Genomic DNA, 23,634 nt, shown 5'->3' with positions numbered 1-23,634 from the left:
ATTGCAATGACTCCGCGTACCGCCCTCGGCGCCCTGCACATTGGCGCTCTGATGTTCGGCCTGACCGGTGTGTTCGGCAAACTCGCGGCCGCCTCGCCGGCGGTGATCGTCTTCGGGCGTGCGGCGTTTGCCGTGCTCGCCCTGGCCTTTTTCGCCCGCTTCGCCAGTCAGCACGGCTGGCGGACACTGCAGGCGGTCGACTGGCGGCGCCTGGCGCTCAGCGGCATGTTGCTGGCCGGGCACTGGGTGAGTTTTTTCATCGCGGTGAAGGTCGCTGGCGTCGCCATCGCGACCTTGGGTTTTGCCAGCTTCCCGGCGTTCACCGTGATTCTCGAAGGGCTGATTTTCCGCGAACGCATCCGCGCCAATGAAATCGTGTTGGTAGTGCTGGTCAGCGTCGGTCTGGTGCTGGTGACCCCGGCGTTCGATCTGGCCAGCGGCGCCACCACCGGGTTGCTCTGGGCGGTGCTGTCGGGCTTGCTGTTCGCCCTGCTGTCGCTGACCAACCGCGCCAGCTCCGGATGCATCCCGGCGGTGCAGGCCGCGCTGTGCCAGAACGTGGTGGTGGCGCTGTGTCTGCTGCCGGTGGCTGCGCCGCAACTGAGCGAAGTGCGCGCGCTGGACTGGCTGTGGATCGGCCTGCTCGGGGTGTTTTGCACCGGCGTCGCCCACAGCCTGTTCGTCGCCAGCCTCGCGGTGATCAAGGCGCGCACCGCCGCCGTGGTGTTCGCCATGGAGCCGGTCTACGGCATCACCATCGCCTGGCTGCTGTTCGATGAAAACCCGACCGTGCGCATGCTGATCGGTGGCGCGCTGATCATTATCGCCATCGTGGTCTCGGCGCGGATGTCAGGCAGCGCCGACAAGAAAACCGTCGCCGCCGAAGCCGCGTCTCACTGAGTGCGGTCGTTGTGGCCGAGGTCGCGCGCAGGGTCGATCTGATCGCGCACCCGCTGCTTGAGCACCTTGGCCTCGGGAAAGCCGCCGTCGGCTTTGCGCTCCCAGATCTGCACGTCGTCGCAGCTGATATGAAACACCCCGCCGGTGCCCGGCACCAGCGACACCTTGCCGAGGTCGTCGCCGAAGGTGCTGAGCAGCTCCTGCGCCAGCCACGCGGCGCGCAGCAGCCACTGGCATTGGGTGCAATAGGTGATGACGACTTCCGCTTTTTTCACGCTCATGTGCGCTGAAACTCCTGAGACAGAGGGCGCCGCTATAATAGCCGGCTTTATCGCTTGCCCCGAGACTCACCATGCGCCGTTTGCTGTTCTGCCTGCTGCTTGGCTTCCTGCCCCTCTTTGCTAATGTCACCGTGCATGCCGCCGAAGCGCCCCGCCCGAAAGTCGGCCTGGTGCTGTCCGGTGGCGCCGCCCGTGGCCTGGCGCACATCGGCGTGCTCAAGGCGCTTGAGGAGCAAGGGATCAAGATCGATGCGATTGCCGGTACCAGCATGGGCGCGGTGGTCGGTGGCCTGTATGCCTCGGGCTACAAGATCGATGAACTGGAAAAACTCGCGCTGAACATCGATTGGCAGCAGGCGCTGTCCGACGCGCCGCCACGCGAAGACGTGCCGTTTCGCCGCAAGCAGGACGACCGCGATTTTCTGGTGAAACAGCAACTGAGTTTTCGCGATGATGGCAGCCTCGGCCTGCCGCTGGGGGTGATTCAGGGCCAGAACCTGGCGCTGATGCTGGAAAGCCTGCTGGCGCACACCAGTGACACCCGCGACTTCGACAAACTGCCGATTCCCTTCCGCGCCGTGGCCACCGACATCGCCAATGGCGAAAAAGTGGTGTTCCGCAAAGGCCACCTGCCGCAGGTGATCCGCGCCAGCATGTCGATTCCGGCGGTGTTTGCCCCGGTCGAACTGGACGGACGGCTGCTGGTGGACGGTGGCATGACTGACAACATCCCGCTCGACGTCGCTCGGGAGATGGGCGTCGACGTGGCAATCGTGGTCGACATCGGTACGCCACTGCGCAACCGCAAACAACTGACGACCGTGGTTGATGTGCTAAACCAGTCGATCACCCTGATGACCCGGCGTAACTCCGAAGAGCAACTGGCCGCCCTCAAACCCACCGACGTGCTGATCCAGCCGGCGCTGGCGGCATTCGGCGTCACCGATTTCGGCAAGGCCCAGGAAATGATTGACGCCGGTTACCGCGCCACGCGGATTCTCGACGCCCGCCTCGCTCAGCTCAAACCTCACGAATCACAAGACGCCGAACTCAATGCGGCCCGCGCCCCGGGGCAGCGCACGCCCATCATCACCGCGATCAGGGTCGAGAACGATTCGAAAGTCGGCGATGAGGTGATTCGCTATTACATCCGTCAGCCGATCGGCGAGCCGCTGGACCTGGGCCGACTGCACTCGGACATGGGCACGCTGTACGGCCTCGATTACTTCGAACAGGTGCAGTACCGCGTAGTGCACAAGGGCCAGGATCACACGCTAGTGATCAGCGCCCGGGGCAAACGCAGCGGCACCGATTACCTGCGGGTCGGCCTGAACCTGTCAGACGACATGCGCGGTGACAGCGCCTTCAACCTCGGCGCCAGCTACCGCATCAACGGCATCAACCGCCTCGGCGCGGAATGGCTGACCCGGGCGCAGATCGGCGACAAACAGGAGCTCTACACCGAGTTCTATCAGCCGCTGGACGTCGGCTCGCGCTACTTCGTCGCCCCGTATGCTGCGTTTGAAGCGCAGAACGTCGATGCTGTGCTCGACAACGACCCGATCGCCCAATACCGCGTCGAACGCTACGGTTTCGGCCTCAATTTCGGCCGGCAGATCGGCAACAACGGTGAAATCCGCTTCGGGGTCGGCGAGGCCTGGGGCAAAGCGGATGTGCGCATCGGCGATCAGGACTTGCCGAGAGAAAACTTCACTGAAGGGTTCTACTCGCTGAAGTACTCGTTCGACTCGCTGGACAATGTCTACTTCCCCCACGAGGGCAAGGACGTCAGCCTGACCCTGATGCAATTCGAACCGGGCCTCGGCTCGGACACGCGCTACCGGCAGTGGGAATTCAAGCTCGATAAAGCCATGAGCCATGGCCCGGATACGCTGATTCTCGGCGGCCGTTATGGCCGAACGCTGGACGACGCCAACGTGGTGACGTCGAGCTTCCTGCTCGGCGGTGCGCGACAGTTATCGGGCTTTCGCGAGGATTCGATTTCCGGGCAAAACGTCAGCCTGATGCGCGCCGTGTACTACCGCCGGTTGACGCCACGCTCTTATTTGCCGCTCGATTTCCCGCTGTATGCCGGGGCTTCGCTGGAGCGTGGGCGGGCGTGGAACAACGACAATGAATTCGACAGCGGCTACATCAATGCCGCCAGCGTGTTTATCGGCTTCGATACGCCGTTGGGGCCGTTGAATTTCACGTATGGCTTGAATGATGCGAACGAGCAGGCGGTTTATCTGAATCTGGGGCAGACGTTCTGAACATTCAGGTGGATTGATGTTGTCGGCCCTGACGCCTTCGCGAGCAAGCTCGCTCCCACAGTTGGAATGCGTTCCATTGTGGGAGCGGGCTTGCTCGCGAAGGCGATAGTTCAGTCAGCGAACAATTCCGCTGACTCAACCTTCAGCGAATCCCCGCCAATAACGTCCGCGCCGTTTGCTTGAGGGGTTCATCCCCTTCCTTGAGCAATTCGTTGAGCAAGGCAATCGCGCTGTCGATATCCCCGTCATCAATGCAGGTCTGCGCCTGTTCGAGCTTCACTGACCCGACAGCAGGTTCCGGCTCCTGCAAGCTCAGCGGCTCCAGCGCCAGAGTGGACGGAGGATCGTCGAACGCATTGAGAAAGTCATCGTCCAGCGGCTGCGCGTCCGGTTCGGGGATCCACTCCAGCTCCGCCTCTTCGCTGGCCCCGGTTTCGGGTAACTCGAAGTCCGCTGGCAGGATTTCCAGGCCGGAGTTCGATGCAGATCGTTCTACGGGCTGCTCAGGTGCAGAGCGACTGCCCTCAAGATCCCAACTGGACGCCATCGACAGCTCACCCAGATTCAATTCGAAATCATCCTCGGGCGGCGGTGGTACAGGCGCCACCGCTGCGGCAGCGGCCGTCGCCACTGCCGGGGTTATCGGCGCAGCGCCGGTCAATTTTGGATGCCGTTCACGGATCGCGGCCAGTTGCTGAGGATCCACCCCGGCATCACGCAGGCGATGTTCCTGTTGTTCATAAGCAGCGCTGTCGCCCTGCCGCCCCAGCACTTCGAGCAATTGCACACCCAATTCGGTGCGCTCGGGCTCCTTGTCCATGGCATTGCGCAACAACCCGACCGCCTCACTCAAACGACCATAAGCCAGATAGATCCCCACCGCCTCCAGCACATCGCCGGCCGCCGGTTCTTCACGGTGTTCGGTGGCTGCGCGGATGCTCGCCGATTGAGTGGTTGGCGGGTCTTCAGGATCTGTTTGCCGATCTGCCGGCAGAGCTGCCAGTGGCGCCGCGCCCTCCACCAGTTGCCGCCGACGTCGTACGAACAGCCCGGCACCCAATAATCCCAGCAGCATCAGCAAGCCACCGAGCAGCGGCCAGTTGAGACCATCGTCGGTAGCTTCAGGCGCAGTGGTGACTGGCGCGGGAGTTGGCGGCGTGAGGGCCGGTGCCGGCGGCTGTTGCAGTTCGCTCAAACGCGTTTGCAGATCACTGATCTGCTTTTTGCCGTCGGCTAGCTGGATATCCTGCGCCTGCAGTTTTGTGTTGAGTTCCTCGACGGTCTTTTGCAGCTGCTGATTGAGTAACGCGCTGGCCGCCAATTGCTCGGCCACGGCATCGTTGGCTGGCGCCGCCGCTGGAGCGGGTGGCGCTGAAGGGGCGGCGTCGCGTTTGCCCTGAGCAGCCTGAGGCGCCGCCGTGGCGGGTTCGACGGTGGGAAATTCAGAAGATTGCGGACGTGGATCGGGCTCGTCGGTGGCCGGCACGATACTCGGCGATCCGGGTGGATCGATCAGCAGCGTGTACTCGCGCAGCAGGCGGCCATTGGGCTGATTGAGCTGCACCAGAAAATTCAGAAAGGGTTCATTGACCGGTTTGCGCGAGGTCACCCGGATCATCTGGCGATTGCCATGCAGGATCGGGGTGAACTTGAGGTCATTGAGGAAGAACACCCGCTCGACCCCGGCCCGGGCGAATTCATCCGCGGTGGCCAGGCTGGCCGAGAGGTCGCTGGCACTGAGGCCCGCGGCATCCACCAGGGCGATGTCGGCCTTGAGCGGCTGATTGAGGGCCGAATGGACGGTAATGTCCCCCAACCCCAGCGCCATCGACCAGGTCGAATAGCTGAATACACCAGCGACCAGCAGCCATCTGGCGCCACCGCGCAGTACAACGTGCCGACTTGCGAGCATGAGCATCCCTTAAATAAGCAAAACCGGTTTCTATGCGTTCGCACATCCGGTACGAACACGATATTGCCCAGTAGTTCTTATAGTCTGCTCTGCGCGATCCCTCAAAAAACCGGCGCGCGGTTTATGCCTCAAGATTTTTCCAGGTTGCCCAGAATGTGCCCGTGAACGCGCATGCACACCTTAAGATCCGCCTCGTCGACGCCTTCGAACAATTCGTGACGCAACTGTGTAGCGATGGTTTCGATTTGTTCGATCAGCGGCAGCGCCGGAGCGCAGAGCACGATTTTTTTCGCCCGGCGGTCTTCCATCACCGACTGACGTTGCACCAGGCCCTGGCTTTCCAGGCTGTCGAGCAAGCGCGCGAGGGTCGGCCCTTCGACACCGACGCTTTGCGCCAGCTCGCGTTGGGTCGGCGCATCTTCAAAACGCGCCAGATGCAGCAGCACCAGCCAGCGCGCCTGGGACAAGCCCAGACCGGCCAGCCGGCGATCCAGTTCGGCACGCCAGCCACGAGACATCTGGGCCAATTGCATGCCAAAGCGGTGTTGATCGGTTAACGGCATAAAACACTCATGAGTAGACTGACAAATAGAGAAAAACTAATTATTAGTCAGCTAAGCATGACATTTGGCTATAGGCAAGAGCCGACCTGTACTGAATCGTTACAACTGCCTGACGGTTGGCGCAATCGCCGTCTTACATTTCGAATTCAGATTGCAGCGCAGCCCTTACGCAGTAAAGAACACCCTCCGGAACGCGACCGGCGAACAGTTCGGCCACTTCGGCGACCGACGGCAACTCGCCCTCGCCGTCGAGGAACGCGTCCTGCACTTCGCCCATCAGTTCTTCAGGCAAATCGAGCGCCTGCTCCAGCGACAACTGTTGCTTGCCGATGGCCTCGGCGAGCATCGTGTAGACGTTCTTTTCCGAGCACTGCAACTGCCCGGCGATCTGCATCGGGGTCATACCGGCGCGGGCCAGGGTGATCAGTTCGTGACGCACATCGGCCACCACTTTCGGCGCCTCGGCCTCGCCGCCGAGCACTTCGAGGAAGGCTTCGCCGTAACGTTCCAGCTTGCGCGCACCAACACCGCTGACCCGCGCCATGTCGGCCAGCGAGGTCGGCTGGCTGCGGAGCATTTCCAGCAGGGTCGAATCGGGGAAGATGACGTACGGTGGCACGCCATGCTCTTCGGCGAGTTTGCGGCGCAGTGCACGCAAGGCTTCCCACTGTTCGCGCTCTTCGCCACGCACCAGTTGACTGGCCGGACTCTTGCTGGCGGTCTTGGCGGTGACTTGCGGCTTGAGGTCGCGGCGCAGCTCCAGGCTCACTTCGCCCTTGAGCAATGGCCGGCAGGTATCGCTCAGGCGCAGGCCACCGTAGCCTTCATGATCGACGTCGGCCAGACCACGCGCCACCAGTTGCCGGAACAACGAGCGCCATTCGCTCTCGCTCAGCGCCTTGCCGACGCCGTACACCGACAGGTGCTGATGGCCAAAGCTGCGGACCTTCTCGTTGTCCTTGCCCAGCAACACGTCCACCAGATGGCCGACGCCATAGCGCTGGCCGGTGCGATAGATCGCCGACAGTGCCTGGCGCGCCGGCTCGGTGGCGTCCCAGGTCTGCACGCCGTCGACGCAGTTGTCGCAGTGGCCGCACGGCTCGGGCATGTCTTCGTCGAAATACGCCAACAGCGTCTGCCGGCGGCAGCGGGTTTCTTCGCAGAGCGAGAGCATCGCATCGAGTTTGTGCTGCTCCAGACGCTTGTGGCGCTCGTCGCCCTCGGAGTTCTGCAGCATCTGCTTGAGCATCACCACGTCTTGCAGACCGTACGCCATCCACGCATCCGCCGGCAGGCCATCACGGCCGCCGCGCCCGGTTTCCTGGTAATAGGCTTCCAGGGATTTCGGCAGATCGAGGTGCGCGACGAAACGCACGTTGGGCTTGTCGATGCCCATGCCGAACGCCACGGTGGCGACCATGATCAGGCCTTCCTCGTTGAGGAAGCGTTTCTGGTGGTAGGCGCGCAGATCATTGGGCAGACCGGCGTGATACGGCAGCGCCGGGAAGCCCTGCTCGCTGAGGAACGCGGCGACTTCCTCGACCTTCTTGCGCGACAGGCAGTAGACGATGCCGGCATCGCTGCGCCGCTCGGCAAGGAACGCGAGCAACTGCTTGCGCGGCTGCTCCTTGGGCACGATGCGGTAGAAAATGTTCGGCCGGTCGAAGCTCGACAGGAAGCGCTCGGCGTTCTGCAGGTGCAGGCGCTCGACGATTTCTTCGCGGGTGCGCTTGTCAGCCGTGGCCGTCAGGGCGATACGCGGGACATTCGGGAATAACTCCGCCAACTGCCCCAGTTGCAGGTATTCACGACGGAAGTCATGACCCCATTGCGACACGCAGTGCGCTTCGTCGATGGCGAACAAGGCGATCTCGAGGCTTTGCAGGAAGGCCAGCATGCGCGGCTGCACCAGACGCTCCGGCGCCAGATAAAGCATTTTCACTTCGCCACGTTTGATTCGTGCGGCGAGGTCACGCTGCTGCTCGGCGCTCAACGTGGAGTTCAGCGCCGCCGCAGCCACGCCGAGCTCTTCGAGGGTGGCAACCTGATCGTCCATCAAGGCGATCAACGGCGACACCACCACCGCCAGGCCTTCGCGCAGCAACGCCGGGACCTGGAAGCACAAGGACTTGCCGCCACCGGTAGGCATCAGCACCAGCGCATCACCGCCGCTGGCCACGCGCTCAATGATTGCACCCTGACGGCCACGGAAACTGTCGTAGCCGAAGATGTCCTTGAGGACGCGTTGAGCCTGTTCGAGCATAAAAACTCCAAAAATCTACCGAAACATCCCTGCACAGGCTGGTTCAGGACAGCCACAGCTGCTTAAACAAAACGTAAGAGCGCATTGCCAGACCACCGCAATACGAGCAGGGAGCGCAAAACGCGGCAGTATACCCGAGCGTTCCCCGGCACAGGGTGCCGCTGATAAGACTCCGCTAGCCGCCAACACGAAAACCCTGTGGGAGCGGGCTTGCTCGCGAAGGCGGCGTGCCAGTCGATGCAAAAGTGTCTGATACACCGTATTCGCGAGCAAGCCCGCTCCCACAGGGATATTCGTGTTGCCTGTAATTGCGGCAAATCTGCCGTGCGGCTGGCTTGAGCGCTCAAGAAGGCCTAGAATTCCCGCATTGTTTATTCCCCCAAGGTAGCCCCGTAATGTCCTTCGCTGAGCAACTAACCCGCCTGCAAGTCTTTCTCGACGCCGACGAGCTGCACGAAGAGGCGCTGGATTACGTGGCCGCCCACGGTTACCTGACCGCCCTGTCAATCTGTGCAGAAGACGTACCGGAGCGTGAGTGGATCGACGCCCTGTTCGCCGAAGAGCCGCATTACAGCAGCGAAGCCCAGCGTGAAGAAATCGAAGCCACGCTGATTGGTCTCAAGGCACACATCGCCCGTCAACTGGCGTCCGACGAAGAATTCGAGTTGCCGTGCGAACTGGACCTGGGCGACGAGCCGGACGACTCCGAACTGCGCGGCTGGTGCATCGGCTTCATGGAAGGCGTATTCCTGCGTGAAGCGGCCTGGTTCGAAACCGCTGAAGAAGAAGTCAGCGAAATGCTCCTGCCGATCATGGTCGGTTCGGGCTTGTTCGACGAGCAGCCAGAGTTCGAAGACATCGCCAAGGACGCCAACCTGATGGATGACATGATCGTGCAGATCCCGGAAGCCCTGACCGCGCTGTACCTGCTGTGCCAGGCGCCAGACGAAAAACCGGCGATCCTCAAGCCACGTCACCACTAAGATCCGGCCTATGGACAACCCCATAGGCAACCGCTCCCTGATGTTGCGCTACTTCCTGCTGGCCGTCGGCTGGCTCAGCGTGGCATTGGGGGTGATCGGGATTTTCCTGCCGGTTCTGCCCACCACCCCTTTCCTGCTGCTCGCCGCAGCCTGCTTCGCGCGCAGCTCTCCGCGTTTCTATCAATGGCTGGTCGAGCACCCGAAGCTCGGGCCATGGATCCGCGACTACCTCGACGGCAACGGCATTCCGCTCAAGGGCAAGGTCTACGCGATCGGGCTGATGTGGGCGAGCATTCTGTTCTCGTGCTACCTGGTGCCGCTGCCGTGGGCACGGGGGTTCATGTTGACCAGCGCGGTGTTGGTGACGGTGTACATCCTTCGGCAAAAGACTTTGGATAAGTCCTGAATACCGCCGCCCCCGCTACATCTGCATTTACTCCCGATACAGCGCCTCAGGCTGTCTGTTTCGTGTGTTTCGAGCCAGTTATCCAAGTGCCCTGCCACTGACCGCTCGTCGGAAAAAACCTCTTACCTGTTATTTCTGACAGTAGGCAATACTCGCCATATCAGGCCCAATCAATCAACGCCTTCCTCGCAGAGCCACCTGTCCTTCGCCGAGGTTTTTCGTCATGACGCACTTTCACTCCTTCCTGTTTCCACGCTTGCAGACTGAAGTTCCGGGGCTGAAACTGCGTCCCTTGCGGATTTTTGCCATGATAGAGCCGATCGTCGATGGGGACGGCGGTATCAACTGCAAAACCTACTACCAGTTTCCCGACGGTTTGTTCTGCGCCGTCGATGCCTACGCCGAACCCATGCGCAAAGGTGACACGCTCGATATCTATTGGGGCAAGGACCACAAGATCTTTACCCGGGTGCTGCAGGATGACGAAGACGACAGCAACCAACCGGTGTTTTTCTTCCTGCCTGTGACGAACATCCTTCCCGGCTGGGTCGACGAGGTCTACTACGTACTGACCCGCGCAGGCAGCACCATCCCCGACGAGCCCGCCACGCCCTTGCGAATATTGGTGAAGCTGGATCTGCCGGGCGGCAAAGACGATGAACCCCATTTGCCCGGACATGCAAAATTGCACATCGTGCAGCTGCCGCCCGACGTCATCGTTAACGGTGTGGATGCGGTTTCGGCAGCCGCGGGTGTGCCGATGGGTATTCCTCGCTACCCGAACATCGCCGTGCGCGACGTTATCCAGGTGCAATGGGGCAATGCCTTCTTGCCACCTCATACCGTCAGCGCCGATGAAGCAGCCGGCACGGCACCTATCGAGATCACCGCACACAAGGACGATATTGTGGCCGGTGGCGACGGCGACGCGCAGGTGGTGCATTACGGGATCCATGACGAGGTATTCAACCACTCCGAGAAGTGGTCGCTGAGGACCCCAGTCAAAGTCATGTCCAGAATCCGGCAGTTGGGTGAGCCGATTATCCAGGAGTCAGTCAACGGCATTATCGATCTCGACAAATTGAACAATCGCGATGTCAACGTGCATGTTCACGCCTCCACCAGCGATTTCGAGGTGGGTGACACCGTCACCATGACCTGGGTAGGCACACCACCCACCGGTGCTCCGTTGCCCAACCGACAATCCCAGAGGGTGGAAAGCTTTCCCAGCATCCTCATGTTTCAGATTCCGAATGCGCAGGTCCGGGCGATTGCCATGGGAAACGTAGACGTAACGTATGTGCGCTACAAAAAGGACGATGGCTCCGCGCTCCCCTCCAGGCACGAACTCGCCAGGGTGGAAGGCCGGATCCCCGCGCCGGTCTTAAGCGAAGCCGCGGGCAATACGGTGAGCGCCGATATCACATCGGCCACCGTGAACATTCAGTACCCGGGCATGACCACGGACGATATCGTCGACATGGCCTGGCTGGGCACCAAGGCCAATGGCATTCCCTACTTTTATGAGGCTCGGCACATCGTCAGCCCGCAGGACGTGGAAAATCATCTCGTGACCTTGTACGTGCCGGGAAAGCATCTGCGGGTGCTGGAGAACGGTGCACTGAATCTGTTCTACCGCGTTTCCCGTGACGGGCCGCACTCGCGGGGCACGCATGAGTCCGGGCATCAGGAAATCAAAGTGTTGCGATTCACCTGAGTCGCAGGTGTCAGGTCAACCCGCCGGCCAGGACAGCGGGTTGCCCGGCAGGCCGGCACAAAAAAACGCCCGGCAGGTGCGAGGCGTTTTTCAGATATTCACATCATGACGCGGCTTACCAGGTCCAGCGCGCTCCGACATTCAAGTCATACGGCTTCTCGATGTACTTGCCATGGCTGTGGTCGTAACCGGCATACACCTGCAGGTCCTTGGTCAATGCCACTGCAATGCCTGCTCCCAGCACACCACGGGTGCCAGACAAGTCGTTGTTGAACTGATTATCAGCGTTGACCGTCACGCGGTTGTTATTGATGAACTCGTGCTGCACCGCAACACGCACATAAGGCTGGGCGACCATGCCATTACCCATGTTGAAGTTGCGGCCCACAGTGGTTCCCGCTTCACCCAGCACCGAGCGGCTGCGATCGCCGTCGGCCTCCATGCCATTGTCCAGATCAAAGTTGCGCCCCCGAATCACCGCCGTCGACAGTTTGCCGTACGGCTCGATGTAGTAGCCGTTACCCAGGGTGATCTGGCGCCCGAACTCCGCCGAAGCGCTTATGCCGGAGTTGTCATAACTGCCCTTGGCCCGCGTGCCATCGCTCATGCCGACTTTCGTATCGTTCTGAAAGCGGTTGAACTTGAGCAGCGCATCAAAGTAGTAACCGCTTTGCTTGTCCATCCAGGTCACGTAAGGGCCCAGATAGTAGCTGTCAACCGTACCCGAAGTCCCCTGTGCGACGTCCAGGTTGGTATGGCTGTAGCCGCCCATGATCCCGGCCACCCACAGACTGTCGCCCAGGTGCGTATCCGCCCCCAGAGAAAGCCCTTGCTGGGTCTGCTGATAACCCTCGCCGGAAGCGGCGTTGATGTTGTACTTGTTGCCGTAGGTGCGCATCCACAGGCCGGTGTCACCCCCATTGAAACGCAACTCGCCCATGCGGCTGCGCAATGTTGCCGCCTCGGCATACAACAGCGTCACTGGAGCGTTGAGCAGCGCCAGTACCGATTTCGCCCCGGGGCTGATGGTCTTGGTGGTCGGGTCGAGAAACCATTCCGTACCGCTCTCCCCCACTTCTCGCCGATCAAGTTTATAAGACCAGGTACCCAGATCGACATGCCCGCCTCTCAGGGCAAATTGCGCGTCGCCCGCGGCGGTGTGCACCAGGGTCAACTGTTGCGGGTTCAGCGCGTCCAGACCGGAAGCGTCCACCAGCAATCCGAATTGTCCGCTGGCAACGCCCGTGACATTGAGGAAGTCGTGCTGACCGGTGGCGAAATTGCCCTTCATTTCGAACGTACTGGAACCATCCGGCGAGCCGGCCAGCGTGCCGACGTTCAACTGGTAGAACGTATCTGGCACATCCTGCGCACCAAAGCGCACCGTCCCGCCATTCATGGCGAGTGTTCCTACAGTGTCAGCGCCTGTGAGGGTCCAGCTCGAACCGCTGTTGACGGTCACGCCGTTGACCTTGTCGAGACGGCCGGTCAGTTGCGAGTTGTTCTGCAGGGTGACATTGGCGGTCGAACCGTTTTCGACCAGCACATCGCCGGTCATTTGCCCTTGATCGAAGGTCAGGTTGCCGGTGCTGCTGCCGGCAATGTTGATATTGCCTTCCAGCGTACTGCCCTCCACGGACAGGGTCGCGGTCGAGGCATCCTGTACGTCAAGCAGCACATTATTGCCGGCAAGCAGTTGGGTTCCGTTCAGCACCCGTATCTGCGCATTGACTCCGGAATTCGCGAGGATCGCTGCCCCGCTGAGCCCTTGCACCAGGACATTATCCAGCGACACATTGGCGCCATTGCCGACCCCAGCGATATCCGGACGCAACCGGATTCCGTTCATGCCCCCCGTCATGCTGCCCCCCGCCGCCCGGACCTCTGCACCGAAGGCGCTCAGGCCCACGCCGTTTGCCCCAGTGGCGCTCAGGTGGGTATCGGTCAGTTGAATATCACTGCCGCCACTGGTTTCGATCCCCGCCGTCTGGCCAGTGATCCGACTGCCGCTGATCACAGCGGTTGAACCGGTGGTGGTACCACTGTTGCGTCCGATGAACATGCCCATGCGCGAGCCCGTCACTGTGGCATCAGACACATTGGCGGCGGCGTTGGTGACGGCAATGCCCGCGCTGCCAAGCCTGCCCGAATAAGTCCCGCCCAAGGCATTGAACTGCGCTCCCGTGTTGATCGATACCTCAAAAGTACTCGCACCACTGGCGTTCAATACGCCGCCATCGCGGGCAATGTAATTATCCTGCGCAGTGTTCTGATCGATATTCAGCGTTTGCCCTGCTCCAACCGACGTCAAGGCAAAAACAAGAGGGCTGGTAGAGAAAACTGGCACCAGGGACAACCATGCCAGATGTGTTCTTGACCACGTTGATGAAAACAGATATGTACGACAACCCATATGACCTCCTTACCACTTTACGAGGGAAATGCTTGCGCTGAATTACCAGCAAAACTGCGGGGCAATGTACAAGGAGCCCATTATTCTTTCTGTAGGAATAATCCTTAACTTGATAGAGATTAATACCCAGTACGCGGACAGACAGAAGGAGGGAAGCGCAATACACGCCTCCGCCCTTCAAAAGACGCTTTTACGCGTCTGTGGATCCGTCACAATATCTATCGTTGAAATCCGCTACAACAACCCTGACCGCTTGTTCTGCAGAGGAATGAGTGTCCCCATCGATAACCGTTGAATATACAATTTCGCCGTTCCCGTCCTTGATCGGGCGAAGTGCAGCAGCGAATGGCAAGTAAACCTCAAACCCATTTAAATGTTCACTGCCCTGCAATACCTTCTCGAACGTATAATCCTCAATACCAGGCGCCCCCGGGTCAAGCTTGCTTCGCGACCAGACAAACTCCAACTTCATTTCCGCTTCAAGAGAGCCACCGCCAGCGACCCGGACAACTGCAGCCGACCCAATGACGGGTATATCCCGGAGCGAATCGCAATTCAGATACTTGATATTCCCCGGATTGGTATAAAGATGCTGGATGACCGGATCAGGCAAGGTCACGGGATATATAGCGACTTTGACTGGGGTAGGCAGGGATGGATTTTCATTTTCACCATTGTTCGGATTGGTAATCACATAACGAGCTGTTTTCCTGCCGTTTTTGGTTGCTTCGAACACCGCCGATTTAAGTGTGAATGGGACCTTGAAATCAGGGTCTTCCGTTCCATCCACTGTATACACACCTTCGGGTGCGGCAACTTTCTGGCCTTCCCAGACCAGGGTGATAACATCGGTGGCCTTAAGCCCATCTGGAAAGTCCAGATCTATATCGACATCAGTGCCAATGTCTGCTTCCACCAATTCATCATCTTTGCTCGAGCCCTTGACGACCAGTTTGCCCAGGTTCGGGTTGCCCACTTCCGGGTCGGGTTCCGGATTAACGGGGCCGGGAATAGTAAAATCGATGTCGACTGTCACCCCTGATGGTGCCGGGAACGCCCTGCCATCGCGAACGATGGCGTAAGTCACCGTTGCCTCCCGAGGTCCGTCGCCACCGGCCGCCACATCTGCAAAAGGAACGCTGACGATCACTGCACTCGTGCCGTCGGTAGTCTTGCCAGTCTGTTCTTTCCCATCGAAAGTGACCACGGCCTTGTCATTTGGCAAGCCATTATCAAATGTTGGGACGACCACATCCAGAAAAGGGTAGGCATCCTTCAGATCGGTTACACCGTCTTCGTTCACTGGTACCTCGGGTGGCTGCAGACCGCTGGGGGTTGGTGTCAGCTGCACAGTGAATGTAAAGGAATCTCCCTCGGGCCCGATATTCCCGACTCGATCTTGATACTTACAATAAAATCTATGCTGTCCTTCCCCCACACCCTTAACCGTAGCCGTAGAAAGATTTAGCTCGATAGGAACAGTCAAATCATCTCCAACAATAAACGGCGGCACAGGAATACCATCATAATAACCAGCATAACTATCACCCGTCGCGATATCATCTGGCGTAGAGATAGACATAACTATATTAGGAATACTGTCCAGATATTCACGCGTCAACACTCCATCAATTACTTCGGCGGGAGGCACCGGAGCCTCCCCCGGATTATTATGATTGGGAGCCTTAATATCGATATAAAACCGCGACACGTCAGATGAAGTTTCAAGACCGCCGTAGTTAACTACGTATTTCAAATCAAACAGGCCAGGATTAGCGGTATGAAGCCCTGATAATTTCAATATAAAATCATCATTCGTTGTAGGTACTTGCTCCCATTCCTCTGACACGACCTGGTCTCCTTTGTACAAAGCGATCCATAATTCATCCGGCCTGGAACCCTCAGGCCTTTCTACATCGACGACTTGGACATCGCAGTCTTGTCCCTGACGAGATAACTGCAACTTCTTCACGTTTTGATCGCCTGGAAGTGCAGGTAATAAATTTACGACCTCCGGCGCTGTGATCGCCCGATTCTTCAGCGACTGGCGCAACACATACAGTTTTCTACGGGCAGCCTCTGCCTTGGATAACATCTTCAAGTTGGTCATTGCCTGTTCTCCTGATCAAATGGATTCGCCAGGCCATCTGTTCCCACTACAGATTTCCAGACAGACACCCGGCATTTACTGCACTTGCACAAAAGCGAACTCGTCAGTTTTTGTTACATAAATCGTTGGTGGGTGAACATATTTCACCGCTGGGCATTTTGCGATTGATGATCACGAAGTCTGCAAGCGAGTTACCTCGGTCACCATTGCGCTTTTTCAACCGATAATGAACCAGTGCAGAACCTCGATTGACCATGGGTGCTATCAGGGTGTCGTAGTCGTCAACGACTATGTCGACATCCTCCCCGGGTTGGTACGTCGTCAGCTCCCTTCTTATTTCTGCGTAAGTACCTTCAATCGGCCGGGTGCCGTTGGGCCCGGCACAGCCTTGCCAGACCAGGGTGATGACATCGCCCTGTTCGATGCGTACATCGGCCGGGACTCTGACTTTGACGCCCTCCCAGAGTCGGGGTCTGGAGCAGCAATGAAGCTCCCCTTCTTTTCCCGCATCTGGAAAGACCGGCTCTTTCAGATCCGTTATCGGAACGATTTGCACCCTGACCGGAGTTGGCAGCGACTGCTGCTGATTCACGCCATTACTGGTGGTGTAATAAACGGGCAGTGCCGGATTCTCCTTATCGGTATCGATGACATTCCAGGGCACTGAAAACCTGATTGTATTGCCGGCCACATCTGAAGCCTTGACCACATAGCGGGCAACGAAACCGGGGTAGCTTCCCCAATAAAGCTCAAGTACCTGGCAGGCCTGTGGGGCGTCATACAGTTTCAGTTTTACCGTGGCCGGATAACCGTAATCGGCGCTGAGCAAAGTATTGAGGGTGAGAGTTTTTTCTCCATACACCTCAACCATCGCCAGGTCTGCGTTGATCAGCGCCGGTGCGTTGGCATGGTCCTGTCCTGCCAGCGTCAAGTTGACGGCAACCAAAGTCGACGGAGAAGGAGGCCCATACGTCGAGCCTTGGCGAATCCGGTAATAGACACTGGCCTGGCGCGGTCCGTCGCCCCTGGCGTGCAAGTTCATCCATGGCACCGGGACAATTGCCGGAAAGTCCGCAGGATCGATTGGAATTTCATCGACCGGAATGTCATCCCAGAAGATAGCGGCGCAGTGTGTAGCGTCTGCAAAGTCGTACTCGGGGATTTCCACGACCACACCGTCACGCGCCTGTTGCCGATCAAGCACTCCCCGGTCGGACAGCGGCACTTTGGGCGGTTGCAGCGCACCCGGTGCGGGCGACAGGTCAACCTCGATCCACGAAAGAATGGAGCGGGGCCCTTCGTTACCGGCCCGGTCCCTCAGATAGTAATAGAGGGCGCGACGACCCGGGCCCCAGACACGAATCTCATCGGCATACACGGTGATGCGCAGGCGTTTGTCGGCGATATCTTCCGGGCTGAACTCTTGCTCGCGTATCGGCACTTCAGAGTCCGGCGGGCTGGCGTTATCGGTCCAGTAATACTCGGCACGGTCGCCCACTGCTGCATCGATATACCAGGGCACCAGCACACTGACCTCGCCCTCCTGGATGAGATAGGTTTCGGTAATGACTCCGCCCAACTCGGCAGGGAATACCACCGGGCCTGGTGTGTTGCCGAAATTGGGTTTGCTGGTATCGATGGTCAGGGTTTTGCGATCACCTTCGACCGGATTGTTGCCGTACCTGGAAATCCGGATCGCCACCTCGTAAACACCTTCCTTGAGCCGATAACTCGGCACTTTCAGTGTTTGCGGAAAATCAATGGGATCGCTGGTCGGATACCACTTTTCATCGACCATTTCAAAAGCCGCACCTTTAGGCATGAATCCCAGCTCGACCAGATCGGCCTCGCCCGGCCCAGGAACCCCCTGTTGAAAATCCATGAACGTGACAGCCAGATCATCACCCAGTGCCGACAATGGCAGCAGCCCCCACGGGTCATCGGGATCCAGCACGGCAGGCACCTTCGGCGCGTCGATCTGCACAGCCTCCAGAGTCGCATCGTCAACGGATGCCTGTTCGCCAGGTTCTTTGGACTTCGCCATCTCCGGCCTTCCTTTTCGACATTGACGGCAGCGCGGTGGGGCTGCCTGGGTGATGGCTTCATTTAATGCCGGGTAAAAAGCCCTGCCTACTGTCAGAAATTACAGGTATTGCTACCGCCCGTCGGAAACGACCATGGTGTTCGACGCAAAATGCAGTGGCGTTTATCCGATACGAAGTTCGTGCCCACCGCGTAGTCGTGTAGGCACAGTGTTGTGTCCGACGACAATCCCCCTTTGGGAGCGAGCTTGCTCACGAAAGCGTCGGTTCAGACACCTGAGATGTTGAATGTGCCGGCCTGTTCGCGAGCAAGCCCGCTCCTACATTGATATGCGGCGAGCCAGTGGCCAGGGCTCACGACCGTTCATCGCAAATACCTCCATACCTGTAATTTCTGACAGTAGCCAACGCTCGCCACCTGCCCCTAAATAACCCAGAGCCTTTGCCCCCCACGACTCTGGAGCCTTCAGCATGCTTATTCAGCGCCCTCGCCTCCCGGCCCCAAAGTCTCTGCGGCAACTGGAAATACCCGACCGTACGCAGCCGGCCCTGGAGGGGGGGGTGTGGGGAATCAATATTGCCGCCGCGCAGTTGCTGGCGCCCGACAAGGGGCTGAAAGTCTATTGTCCACCCTGGAACCTTATGGGTTTAGGTGACCACATCGAGCTGCTGCTCGACGGCATTCAGGTCGACCAGACCATCATCGTCAAGCCAGGGGATGTCGGCGAGCGTGTCACGCTGTATGTCCCACCCACGCGGTTCGTGACCGGGGCCTATACGCTGCAGTATCGGGTCAGGATACTCGGCCAGTCTTCGGAAATTTCGCTGCCTCCGGTCAATATCTTCGTCAAACTCGACCGGCCCGGCGGCAAGGATGAAAACGGCAGTGCCCCGGGGCATTCCGAGCTGAACATGTACATCGATCCGCGGATCATCAACGATGGCGTGGACAAGGAAACCGCCGAAACCGGCCTCGACATCATCATCCAGGCCAAACCCGGCAGCAGCCTGTTGCCCTACCCCAACATGGCCGTGGGTGACCGCTGCAAATTGACCTGGGGTGGCTGGTTTGTGTATTCGCCACGGGTGACCCAGGATCACATCGATAACCCGCAAGGCCATCCACTGGTCATCCATGTCGACAAGGCCACCATCCTCGACGCCGGCGATACCGATAGCCTGGCCGTAGCCTTTGAAGTACACGACATTGTCGACAACCGCTCCGAAGACTGGTGCGCCGCAGTAGAGATTGCCGTCGATACCGGCAACACGCGGCTGTCGCCTCCCATGGTCAAAGAGGCCTTCAATAGCATTGTGGACATGGACAAACTGGGGGATGCGCCGCTGACCTTGCAGGTATTGGTCGACGCACCCGACTTCCGGATCGGTGATGTGATCATCGGTCTGGGCAAGGGCACCACGCTGGACGGCGAACCGATCAGCGTTGAAGTCCGCGGCGAGCCGCTCATCAGCGTGGGCAACATCTACGAATTGGCCCTGCCAAGCGCCGACATACGTTTGCTGGCCAAAACCCAGGCCGTGTTCAGTTATCGCGTGGAACGCAGCGGGTCTGATGATCGCTCCTCCAAGCGGCGCTTCGTCAGTATCATCGGAGCAACCCGACGCCTGCTCGCGCCGATTGCCGTGGATGCGCAACAAGGGGCACTCGACCCTGACCGGGTGTACACCACCGCCGTCATCCCCTTTGACCCGATGATGCAGGAGGGCATGGTCATCATTCTGCGCTGGGTCGGCACCCGCCAGGATTTCGGCGTCTACGACCCGGAACTGGACTGGCGCACCCTTAGCAAGCGCGATATCGACGACAAAGAACCGATCCCGATCATCGTCGAGGGCAAACACCTCAAAGCCATCGAGGGCGGTACGCTGGATTTGTTCTACGTGCTGATGGCCGAGGGCAGCGATGGAGGCATCATTCAGCGCGAGTCACTGCACCATGCTCTGTTGCGGGTGGGTGAACCGCTGCTGGAACTGGTCGCGCCCATCGTCCTCGGTGAGGCCGGCGGAACACTCGAACCCGACGACCTGCCCGGCGGTTCGAGCAAACTGACCGCCCCGGCTGCCGCCGAACCCACCAAAGCGGGAGACAAGGTCACCTATACCTGGCGCGGCTCGAAAACCGGCAAGACCAGCGACTCGGTGCCGATCAATTCGCTCAATGCCGGTAGAGCCATCGATTTCACCCTGAACCCGACCTTCGTCCAGACCCACATCGAACCCAATCGCGGCGGCACTGTGGACGCGATGTATGAAATCCTCAGGGTGGCGGCAGGCACCACGCCGGAACGTGTCAGCTACTCGCGGACGTTGAATTTCACTGTCGGCGAAGCCGTGCTGCTGACCCGGCCGAAGGTTCAGCAGGCCGAGGCCGATGGCACTACCTTGCAGCCGATCAAGGCCGTGGAAGCCCTGACCGTCAACATCGATTCGCAAGACTTGCTGCCCAGCGATCTGCTCAGCGTGACCTGGACCGGCGCACCCGGCACTGCCGCCGGCGGCTCGCACACCACCCCGGCAAGACCCATCAGTGAAACCACACTGACAATCGAACTGCCGGTCACCGTGCTGGCATTCAACCTGGGCAAAACCGTCACCGTGACGTACACCGTCATCCGCAACGCTGTGCCCCGCACCTCGTTGCCGCTGTTGTTGAATGTCGGCCCCCTGCCGGGCTCAAGCTTGATCCTGCCGGTGATCATGGACGCCGACAATAACGGCGCCGGTTCACAGTTCGATGTGAGTAAATTGACCGCTAATGCCACCTATCGCATGGGCGTCTGGCCGTTGATTGCCACAGGCCAATATGTCTGGCTGCGTCTGAAAGGGACGAACGCTGATGGCAGCGACTACAACCTGCAGATTCATACGGCACCAGGCTCAATGGTCAGCGCCCAGTGGATCAATCAAGGTTATTACGAGCGGAGCATCGCCTTTGCAGGCTTGAGAAACCTCAAGGATGGCAGCCCGCTGAGGATGGAATTCAAGGCTGCTTTCGGCAAGAGCACGGATGAGGATGAAGCGGCGGTATTCCCTGTGCGCACCTACACGATCAAAGCGGCTCTTGCTCTGGTTATCAATACCGAGCCTGTATCGCTTGGCGGCTGGATTTTCCGGTCCGATCACACCCCCACAAATCCTCCGGGTGGCAGTTTTGTCGACAGGCAGGCAAGCGGGGGCGTCCCACCCTATCAATACTCATCAAGCAACTCAGCGGCCGCAGAAGTGAATATCACCAATGGTCGGGTGATTTCCAAAGGCAACGGTACCGCTGTCGTTACGGTTCGAGATAGTGCAAACCAGACGGTGTCCTACCCTGTTTCAGTCTCGAATGTGTATCGAATCTTCGGAACCGGCGCGTTCAATACCTATACCCAATGCAGCAATGCGGCGGCTAATCAGGGTGGGCGAATTCCGTCCTTGGCGGAGTGGCATTCATATATCAGCACCTATGCGGGCTTAGCGACAGAAAGTGCATGGTGCTGGGCGGCTGATTCGGCCGGCACTGGCAAACGCTGGGCGATTTATCCGGCCACAGGAGAAACGAAGGCTTTAAGAGATCTGGGTTTTGGAGGCGACACGGCAAACGGGTACGGCATCAGGTAATCCGGGCTTGATACCCCGCAACAGCCACCTACTCAGGACAATCTGAATACAACGGATAAGGATAGGGATTTATCTGATGGCAATCGCGAGCAGGCTCGCTCATGCAATGGATCTTGCCGGGCACTTAACCAGTGACCAACGCAGATCCACTGTGGGAGCGGGCTTGCTCGCGAAGAGGCCAGAACTGTCAGCGCCTATTCCTTTGGCACAACATTATCCAGCGCCTGATTCACCGCCAACTCCCCCAGCATCACCACTTGAGCAATGCCTAACACCGTATTACGACTCGGCCCCTCCAGCGTCCCGGCGAAATCGCCGAGCATGACCGTGGCCGAGGCCAGGGATTCGCAGGCGTTGGCCAGCAGGGATTCGGTGTCGGTTTGCGGGTTGACCATGAACATGCTGCTGGGGGTGTACGGCGTTGCCATGATGTTTGCGGGCGCGAGGTAGTGGTCGAGGGCGCGTTCGGCGGCTTCGTGGAGTTTTCTGGAGTTGAGGGATTCGTAGGGTGATAGCGGGTCTGTGACTGGCGGATTGGGTGGGGTTTCGGACATCAGATGGAACTCCGATCGAGGCACTTTGGAAGAATGACTTCCTGTAGGAGCTGCCGAAGGCTGCGATCTTTTGATCTTGTTTTTTAAAAGCAACATCAAAAGATCGCAGCCTTCGGCAGCTCCTACAGGGGGGCCGGGCTACTAGTTCGGCACGCGGCGGCCGTCCAGTACCCGGTTGACCATCAGTTCACTGAGCATGATCACCTGATGCAGCATCAGCATCGCCCGGCGCTGTGGGTTGTCGATGGAGTCGCCGATATCGCGGGCCATGTCACTGGCGGCCGCTAAAGATTCGCAGGCTTCGACGAGCAAGGTTTCTTCGTCCACGGTGGGGTCGATGAGGAAGATTCTGTTCGCCTTGCATGACGAGGTTGAAGGGATCGAGATCTTCAGGGCGCCGGGGTTGAGGTAGAAGTTGATGGCGCGGTCGGTTGCCGCTTTTATCTTCTGCGGGTCGAGGGCCGGGTCGTACGGGATTGAGGTGTCTGGGGGGTTGGGTGTGGCTTTGAACATAGGTGACTCGCTGTTTTGAATAAGTGAGGAGCCATCACTCTCGCTACCAAACGAAGGGTGGCGGCCATTTGTGGGTTGGTAGACCGGTCAAAACAGTAAACCCGGCGCTCCCGAAGGAGCCCCACGCATGGCCACCATAAAGCAGAGTCCCAAAAACGGATCTGTAATGTGGCGCACGACTGTAATGAAACGGGCTACCAAACCCGATCACTGATTTTCAGTGACAGGGATACGATATAGCCCGCCCCATAGCCGTGTAAGCCGGCGGATTCTGGCGTACGCGTAGGTAACGGCGCAAGGCGTTGTAGCCGGTATGGCGTAACGGTTCGTGTACTTTAAACGCGGTTGCGGGGTGATGTTTATTTGCGGGGTTTGCTCTGTTGTTTTGATTTTGTCTGGTAGGCCGCCATCGCTGGCAAGCCAGCTCCCACAATTTGACCGAGTGCATTCAGTTGGGGATTGGTCGGCTGGGAGGCCGCTTTCGCGAGCAAGCCCGCTCCCACAGTTGGAATGCGTGCATTCAGGTGGGAGATTGGTCGGCTGGTAGGCCGCCATCGCTGGCAAGCCAGCTCCCACCATTTGACTGAGTGCATTTAGTTGGGGATTGGTCGACTGTGAGGCCGCTTTCGCGAGCAGGCTCGCTCCCACAGTTGGAATGCGTGCATTCAGGTGGGGATTGGTCGGCTGGGAGGCCGCCATCGTTGGCAAGCCAGCTCCCACCATTTGACTGAGTGCATTTAGTTGGGGATTGGTCGACTGTGAGGCCGCTTTCGCGAGCAAGCTCGCTCCCACAGTTGGAATGAGTGCATTCAGGTGGGAGGTTGGTGGGCGGGTAGGCCGCCTTCGCTGGCAAGCCAGCTCCCACAATTTGACCGAGTGCATTCAGGTGGGGATTGGTCGGCTGGGAGGCCGCTTTCGCGAGCAGGCTCGCTCCCACAGGGGAGCTTTGTTGTTCACAAAATGCTGAGCACCCTAAATCCAATGTGGGAGCGAGCTTGCTCGCGAAGGCTGACTCACTGGCAACACAGTTCTCCAGACAGAAAAAACCCGCCGCCCCGATCAACCGGAGCGGCGGGTTTT

15 protein-coding genes are annotated in these 23,634 nt (G+C 59.1%); 6 read left to right on the top strand and 9 right to left on the bottom strand.

What is annotated here, in order from left to right; translation table 11 throughout:
• The first annotated feature begins 6 nt into the window (after positions 1–6).
• Positions 7–900, top strand: coding sequence for a DMT family transporter (locus M0808_RS05605; protein WP_247840242.1), 894 nt, complete (start codon positions 7–9; stop codon positions 898–900).
• Here the strand turns inward: M0808_RS05605 and M0808_RS05600 are convergent.
• Complete coding sequence (locus M0808_RS05600; protein WP_247840240.1) at positions 894–1,181, bottom strand: SelT/SelW/SelH family protein; 288 nt, start codon at positions 1,179–1,181, stop codon at positions 894–896. The two genes, M0808_RS05605 and M0808_RS05600, sit on opposite strands and share 7 nt — an antisense overlap.
• Positions 1,182–1,252: 71 nt before the next feature.
• Here M0808_RS05600 and M0808_RS05595 point away from each other — a divergent pair, with 71 nt between their 5' ends.
• Positions 1,253–3,454 carry a patatin-like phospholipase family protein gene (locus M0808_RS05595; protein ID WP_225137927.1) on the top strand — a complete coding sequence of 734 codons (2,202 nt, stop codon included), beginning with the start codon at positions 1,253–1,255 and terminating at the stop codon, positions 3,452–3,454.
• 142 nt (positions 3,455–3,596) lie between these two features.
• On the opposite strand, the gene M0808_RS05590 is transcribed toward M0808_RS05595, so the two are convergent.
• The 3 genes from M0808_RS05590 to recQ form a co-directional block, all read right to left on the bottom strand.
• On the bottom strand, positions 3,597–5,366 hold the full coding sequence (locus tag M0808_RS05590) for a FimV/HubP family polar landmark protein (RefSeq protein WP_247840238.1): 1,770 nt from the start codon (positions 5,364–5,366) through the stop codon (positions 3,597–3,599).
• A gap of 128 nt (positions 5,367–5,494) precedes the next feature.
• A complete protein-coding gene (locus M0808_RS05585; RefSeq protein WP_027613988.1) occupies positions 5,495–5,929 on the bottom strand; it encodes a MarR family transcriptional regulator in 435 nt (144 codons plus the stop codon).
• 133 nt (positions 5,930–6,062) lie between these two features.
• Positions 6,063–8,192, bottom strand: coding sequence for a DNA helicase RecQ (recQ, locus tag M0808_RS05580; RefSeq protein WP_247840236.1), 2,130 nt, complete (start codon positions 8,190–8,192; stop codon positions 6,063–6,065).
• Positions 8,193–8,587: 395 nt separating this feature from the next.
• Here recQ and M0808_RS05575 point away from each other — a divergent pair, with 395 nt between their 5' ends.
• The 3 genes from M0808_RS05575 to M0808_RS05565 all read left to right on the top strand — a co-directional run bounded on the left by M0808_RS05575 (position 8,588) and on the right by M0808_RS05565 (position 11,298).
• Positions 8,588–9,175 carry a YecA family protein gene (locus M0808_RS05575; RefSeq protein WP_115987067.1) on the top strand — a complete coding sequence of 196 codons (588 nt, stop codon included), beginning with the start codon at positions 8,588–8,590 and terminating at the stop codon, positions 9,173–9,175.
• A gap of 10 nt (positions 9,176–9,185) precedes the next feature.
• On the top strand, positions 9,186–9,581 hold the full coding sequence (locus M0808_RS05570) for a YbaN family protein (RefSeq protein WP_098967773.1): 396 nt from the start codon (positions 9,186–9,188) through the stop codon (positions 9,579–9,581).
• Positions 9,582–9,804: 223 nt separating this feature from the next.
• The gene (locus M0808_RS05565) at positions 9,805–11,298 is read left to right on the top strand and encodes a hypothetical protein (protein WP_247840234.1); all 1,494 of its coding nucleotides are present in this window, start codon (positions 9,805–9,807) and stop codon (positions 11,296–11,298) included.
• Positions 11,299–11,413: 115 nt separating this feature from the next.
• Here the strand turns inward: M0808_RS05565 and M0808_RS05560 are convergent, their stop codons facing one another.
• The 3 genes from M0808_RS05560 to M0808_RS05550 all read right to left on the bottom strand — a co-directional run bounded on the left by M0808_RS05560 (position 11,414) and on the right by M0808_RS05550 (position 17,865).
• Positions 11,414–13,609: an autotransporter outer membrane beta-barrel domain-containing protein gene (locus tag M0808_RS05560; RefSeq protein WP_247840232.1), complete on the bottom strand. Its 2,196-nt coding sequence runs from the start codon at positions 13,607–13,609 to the stop codon at positions 11,414–11,416.
• A 292-nt stretch (positions 13,610–13,901) separates the two neighbouring features.
• Positions 13,902–15,821, bottom strand: a complete 1,920-nt coding sequence (locus M0808_RS05555) for a hypothetical protein (protein ID WP_247840230.1) — start codon at positions 15,819–15,821, stop codon at positions 13,902–13,904.
• A 103-nt stretch (positions 15,822–15,924) separates the two neighbouring features.
• Positions 15,925–17,865: a hypothetical protein gene (locus M0808_RS05550; protein WP_247840228.1), complete on the bottom strand. Its 1,941-nt coding sequence runs from the start codon at positions 17,863–17,865 to the stop codon at positions 15,925–15,927.
• Positions 17,866–18,424: 559 nt separating this feature from the next.
• On the opposite strand from M0808_RS05550, the gene M0808_RS05545 reads away from it, so the two are divergent.
• The gene (locus tag M0808_RS05545; protein WP_247840226.1) at positions 18,425–21,487 is read left to right on the top strand and encodes a hypothetical protein; all 3,063 of its coding nucleotides are present in this window, start codon (positions 18,425–18,427) and stop codon (positions 21,485–21,487) included.
• A gap of 194 nt (positions 21,488–21,681) precedes the next feature.
• On the opposite strand, the gene M0808_RS05540 is transcribed toward M0808_RS05545, so the two are convergent.
• Positions 21,682–22,041 (bottom strand): DUF6124 family protein, encoded by a 360-nt coding sequence (locus tag M0808_RS05540; protein WP_247840224.1) that lies wholly within the window; start codon positions 22,039–22,041, stop codon positions 21,682–21,684.
• A 141-nt stretch (positions 22,042–22,182) separates the two neighbouring features.
• Positions 22,183–22,554 (bottom strand): hypothetical protein, encoded by a 372-nt coding sequence (locus M0808_RS05535; protein ID WP_115987986.1) that lies wholly within the window; start codon positions 22,552–22,554, stop codon positions 22,183–22,185.
• Positions 22,555–23,634: the final 1,080 nt, after the last annotated feature.

Source organism: Pseudomonas sp. MWU12-3103b, from assembly GCF_023100615.1.
Taxonomy (GTDB): Bacteria; Pseudomonadota; Gammaproteobacteria; order Pseudomonadales; family Pseudomonadaceae; genus Aquipseudomonas; species Aquipseudomonas putida_A.
This window is presented reverse-complemented; position numbering and strand designations above follow the sequence as displayed.

Excerpts from the sequence above, each read along its gene's own strand:
- M0808_RS05605 (WP_247840242.1), top strand. The coding sequence starts at position 7 with ATGACTCCGCGTACCGCCCTCGGCGCCCTGCACATTGGCGCTCTGATG.
- M0808_RS05600 (WP_247840240.1), bottom strand. The coding sequence starts at position 1,181 with ATGAGCGTGAAAAAAGCGGAAGTCGTCATCACCTATTGCACCCAATGC.
- M0808_RS05595 (WP_225137927.1), top strand. The coding sequence starts at position 1,253 with ATGCGCCGTTTGCTGTTCTGCCTGCTGCTTGGCTTCCTGCCCCTCTTT.
- M0808_RS05590 (WP_247840238.1), bottom strand. The coding sequence starts at position 5,366 with ATGCTCGCAAGTCGGCACGTTGTACTGCGCGGTGGCGCCAGATGGCTG.
- M0808_RS05585 (WP_027613988.1), bottom strand. The coding sequence starts at position 5,929 with ATGCCGTTAACCGATCAACACCGCTTTGGCATGCAATTGGCCCAGATG.
- recQ (WP_247840236.1), bottom strand. The coding sequence starts at position 8,192 with ATGCTCGAACAGGCTCAACGCGTCCTCAAGGACATCTTCGGCTACGAC.
- M0808_RS05575 (WP_115987067.1), top strand. The coding sequence starts at position 8,588 with ATGTCCTTCGCTGAGCAACTAACCCGCCTGCAAGTCTTTCTCGACGCC.
- M0808_RS05570 (WP_098967773.1), top strand. The coding sequence starts at position 9,186 with ATGGACAACCCCATAGGCAACCGCTCCCTGATGTTGCGCTACTTCCTG.
- M0808_RS05565 (WP_247840234.1), top strand. The coding sequence starts at position 9,805 with ATGACGCACTTTCACTCCTTCCTGTTTCCACGCTTGCAGACTGAAGTT.
- M0808_RS05555 (WP_247840230.1), bottom strand. The coding sequence starts at position 15,821 with ATGACCAACTTGAAGATGTTATCCAAGGCAGAGGCTGCCCGTAGAAAA.
- M0808_RS05550 (WP_247840228.1), bottom strand. The coding sequence starts at position 17,865 with ATGGCGAAGTCCAAAGAACCTGGCGAACAGGCATCCGTTGACGATGCG.
- M0808_RS05540 (WP_247840224.1), bottom strand. The coding sequence starts at position 22,041 with ATGTCCGAAACCCCACCCAATCCGCCAGTCACAGACCCGCTATCACCC.
- M0808_RS05535 (WP_115987986.1), bottom strand. The coding sequence starts at position 22,554 with ATGTTCAAAGCCACACCCAACCCCCCAGACACCTCAATCCCGTACGAC.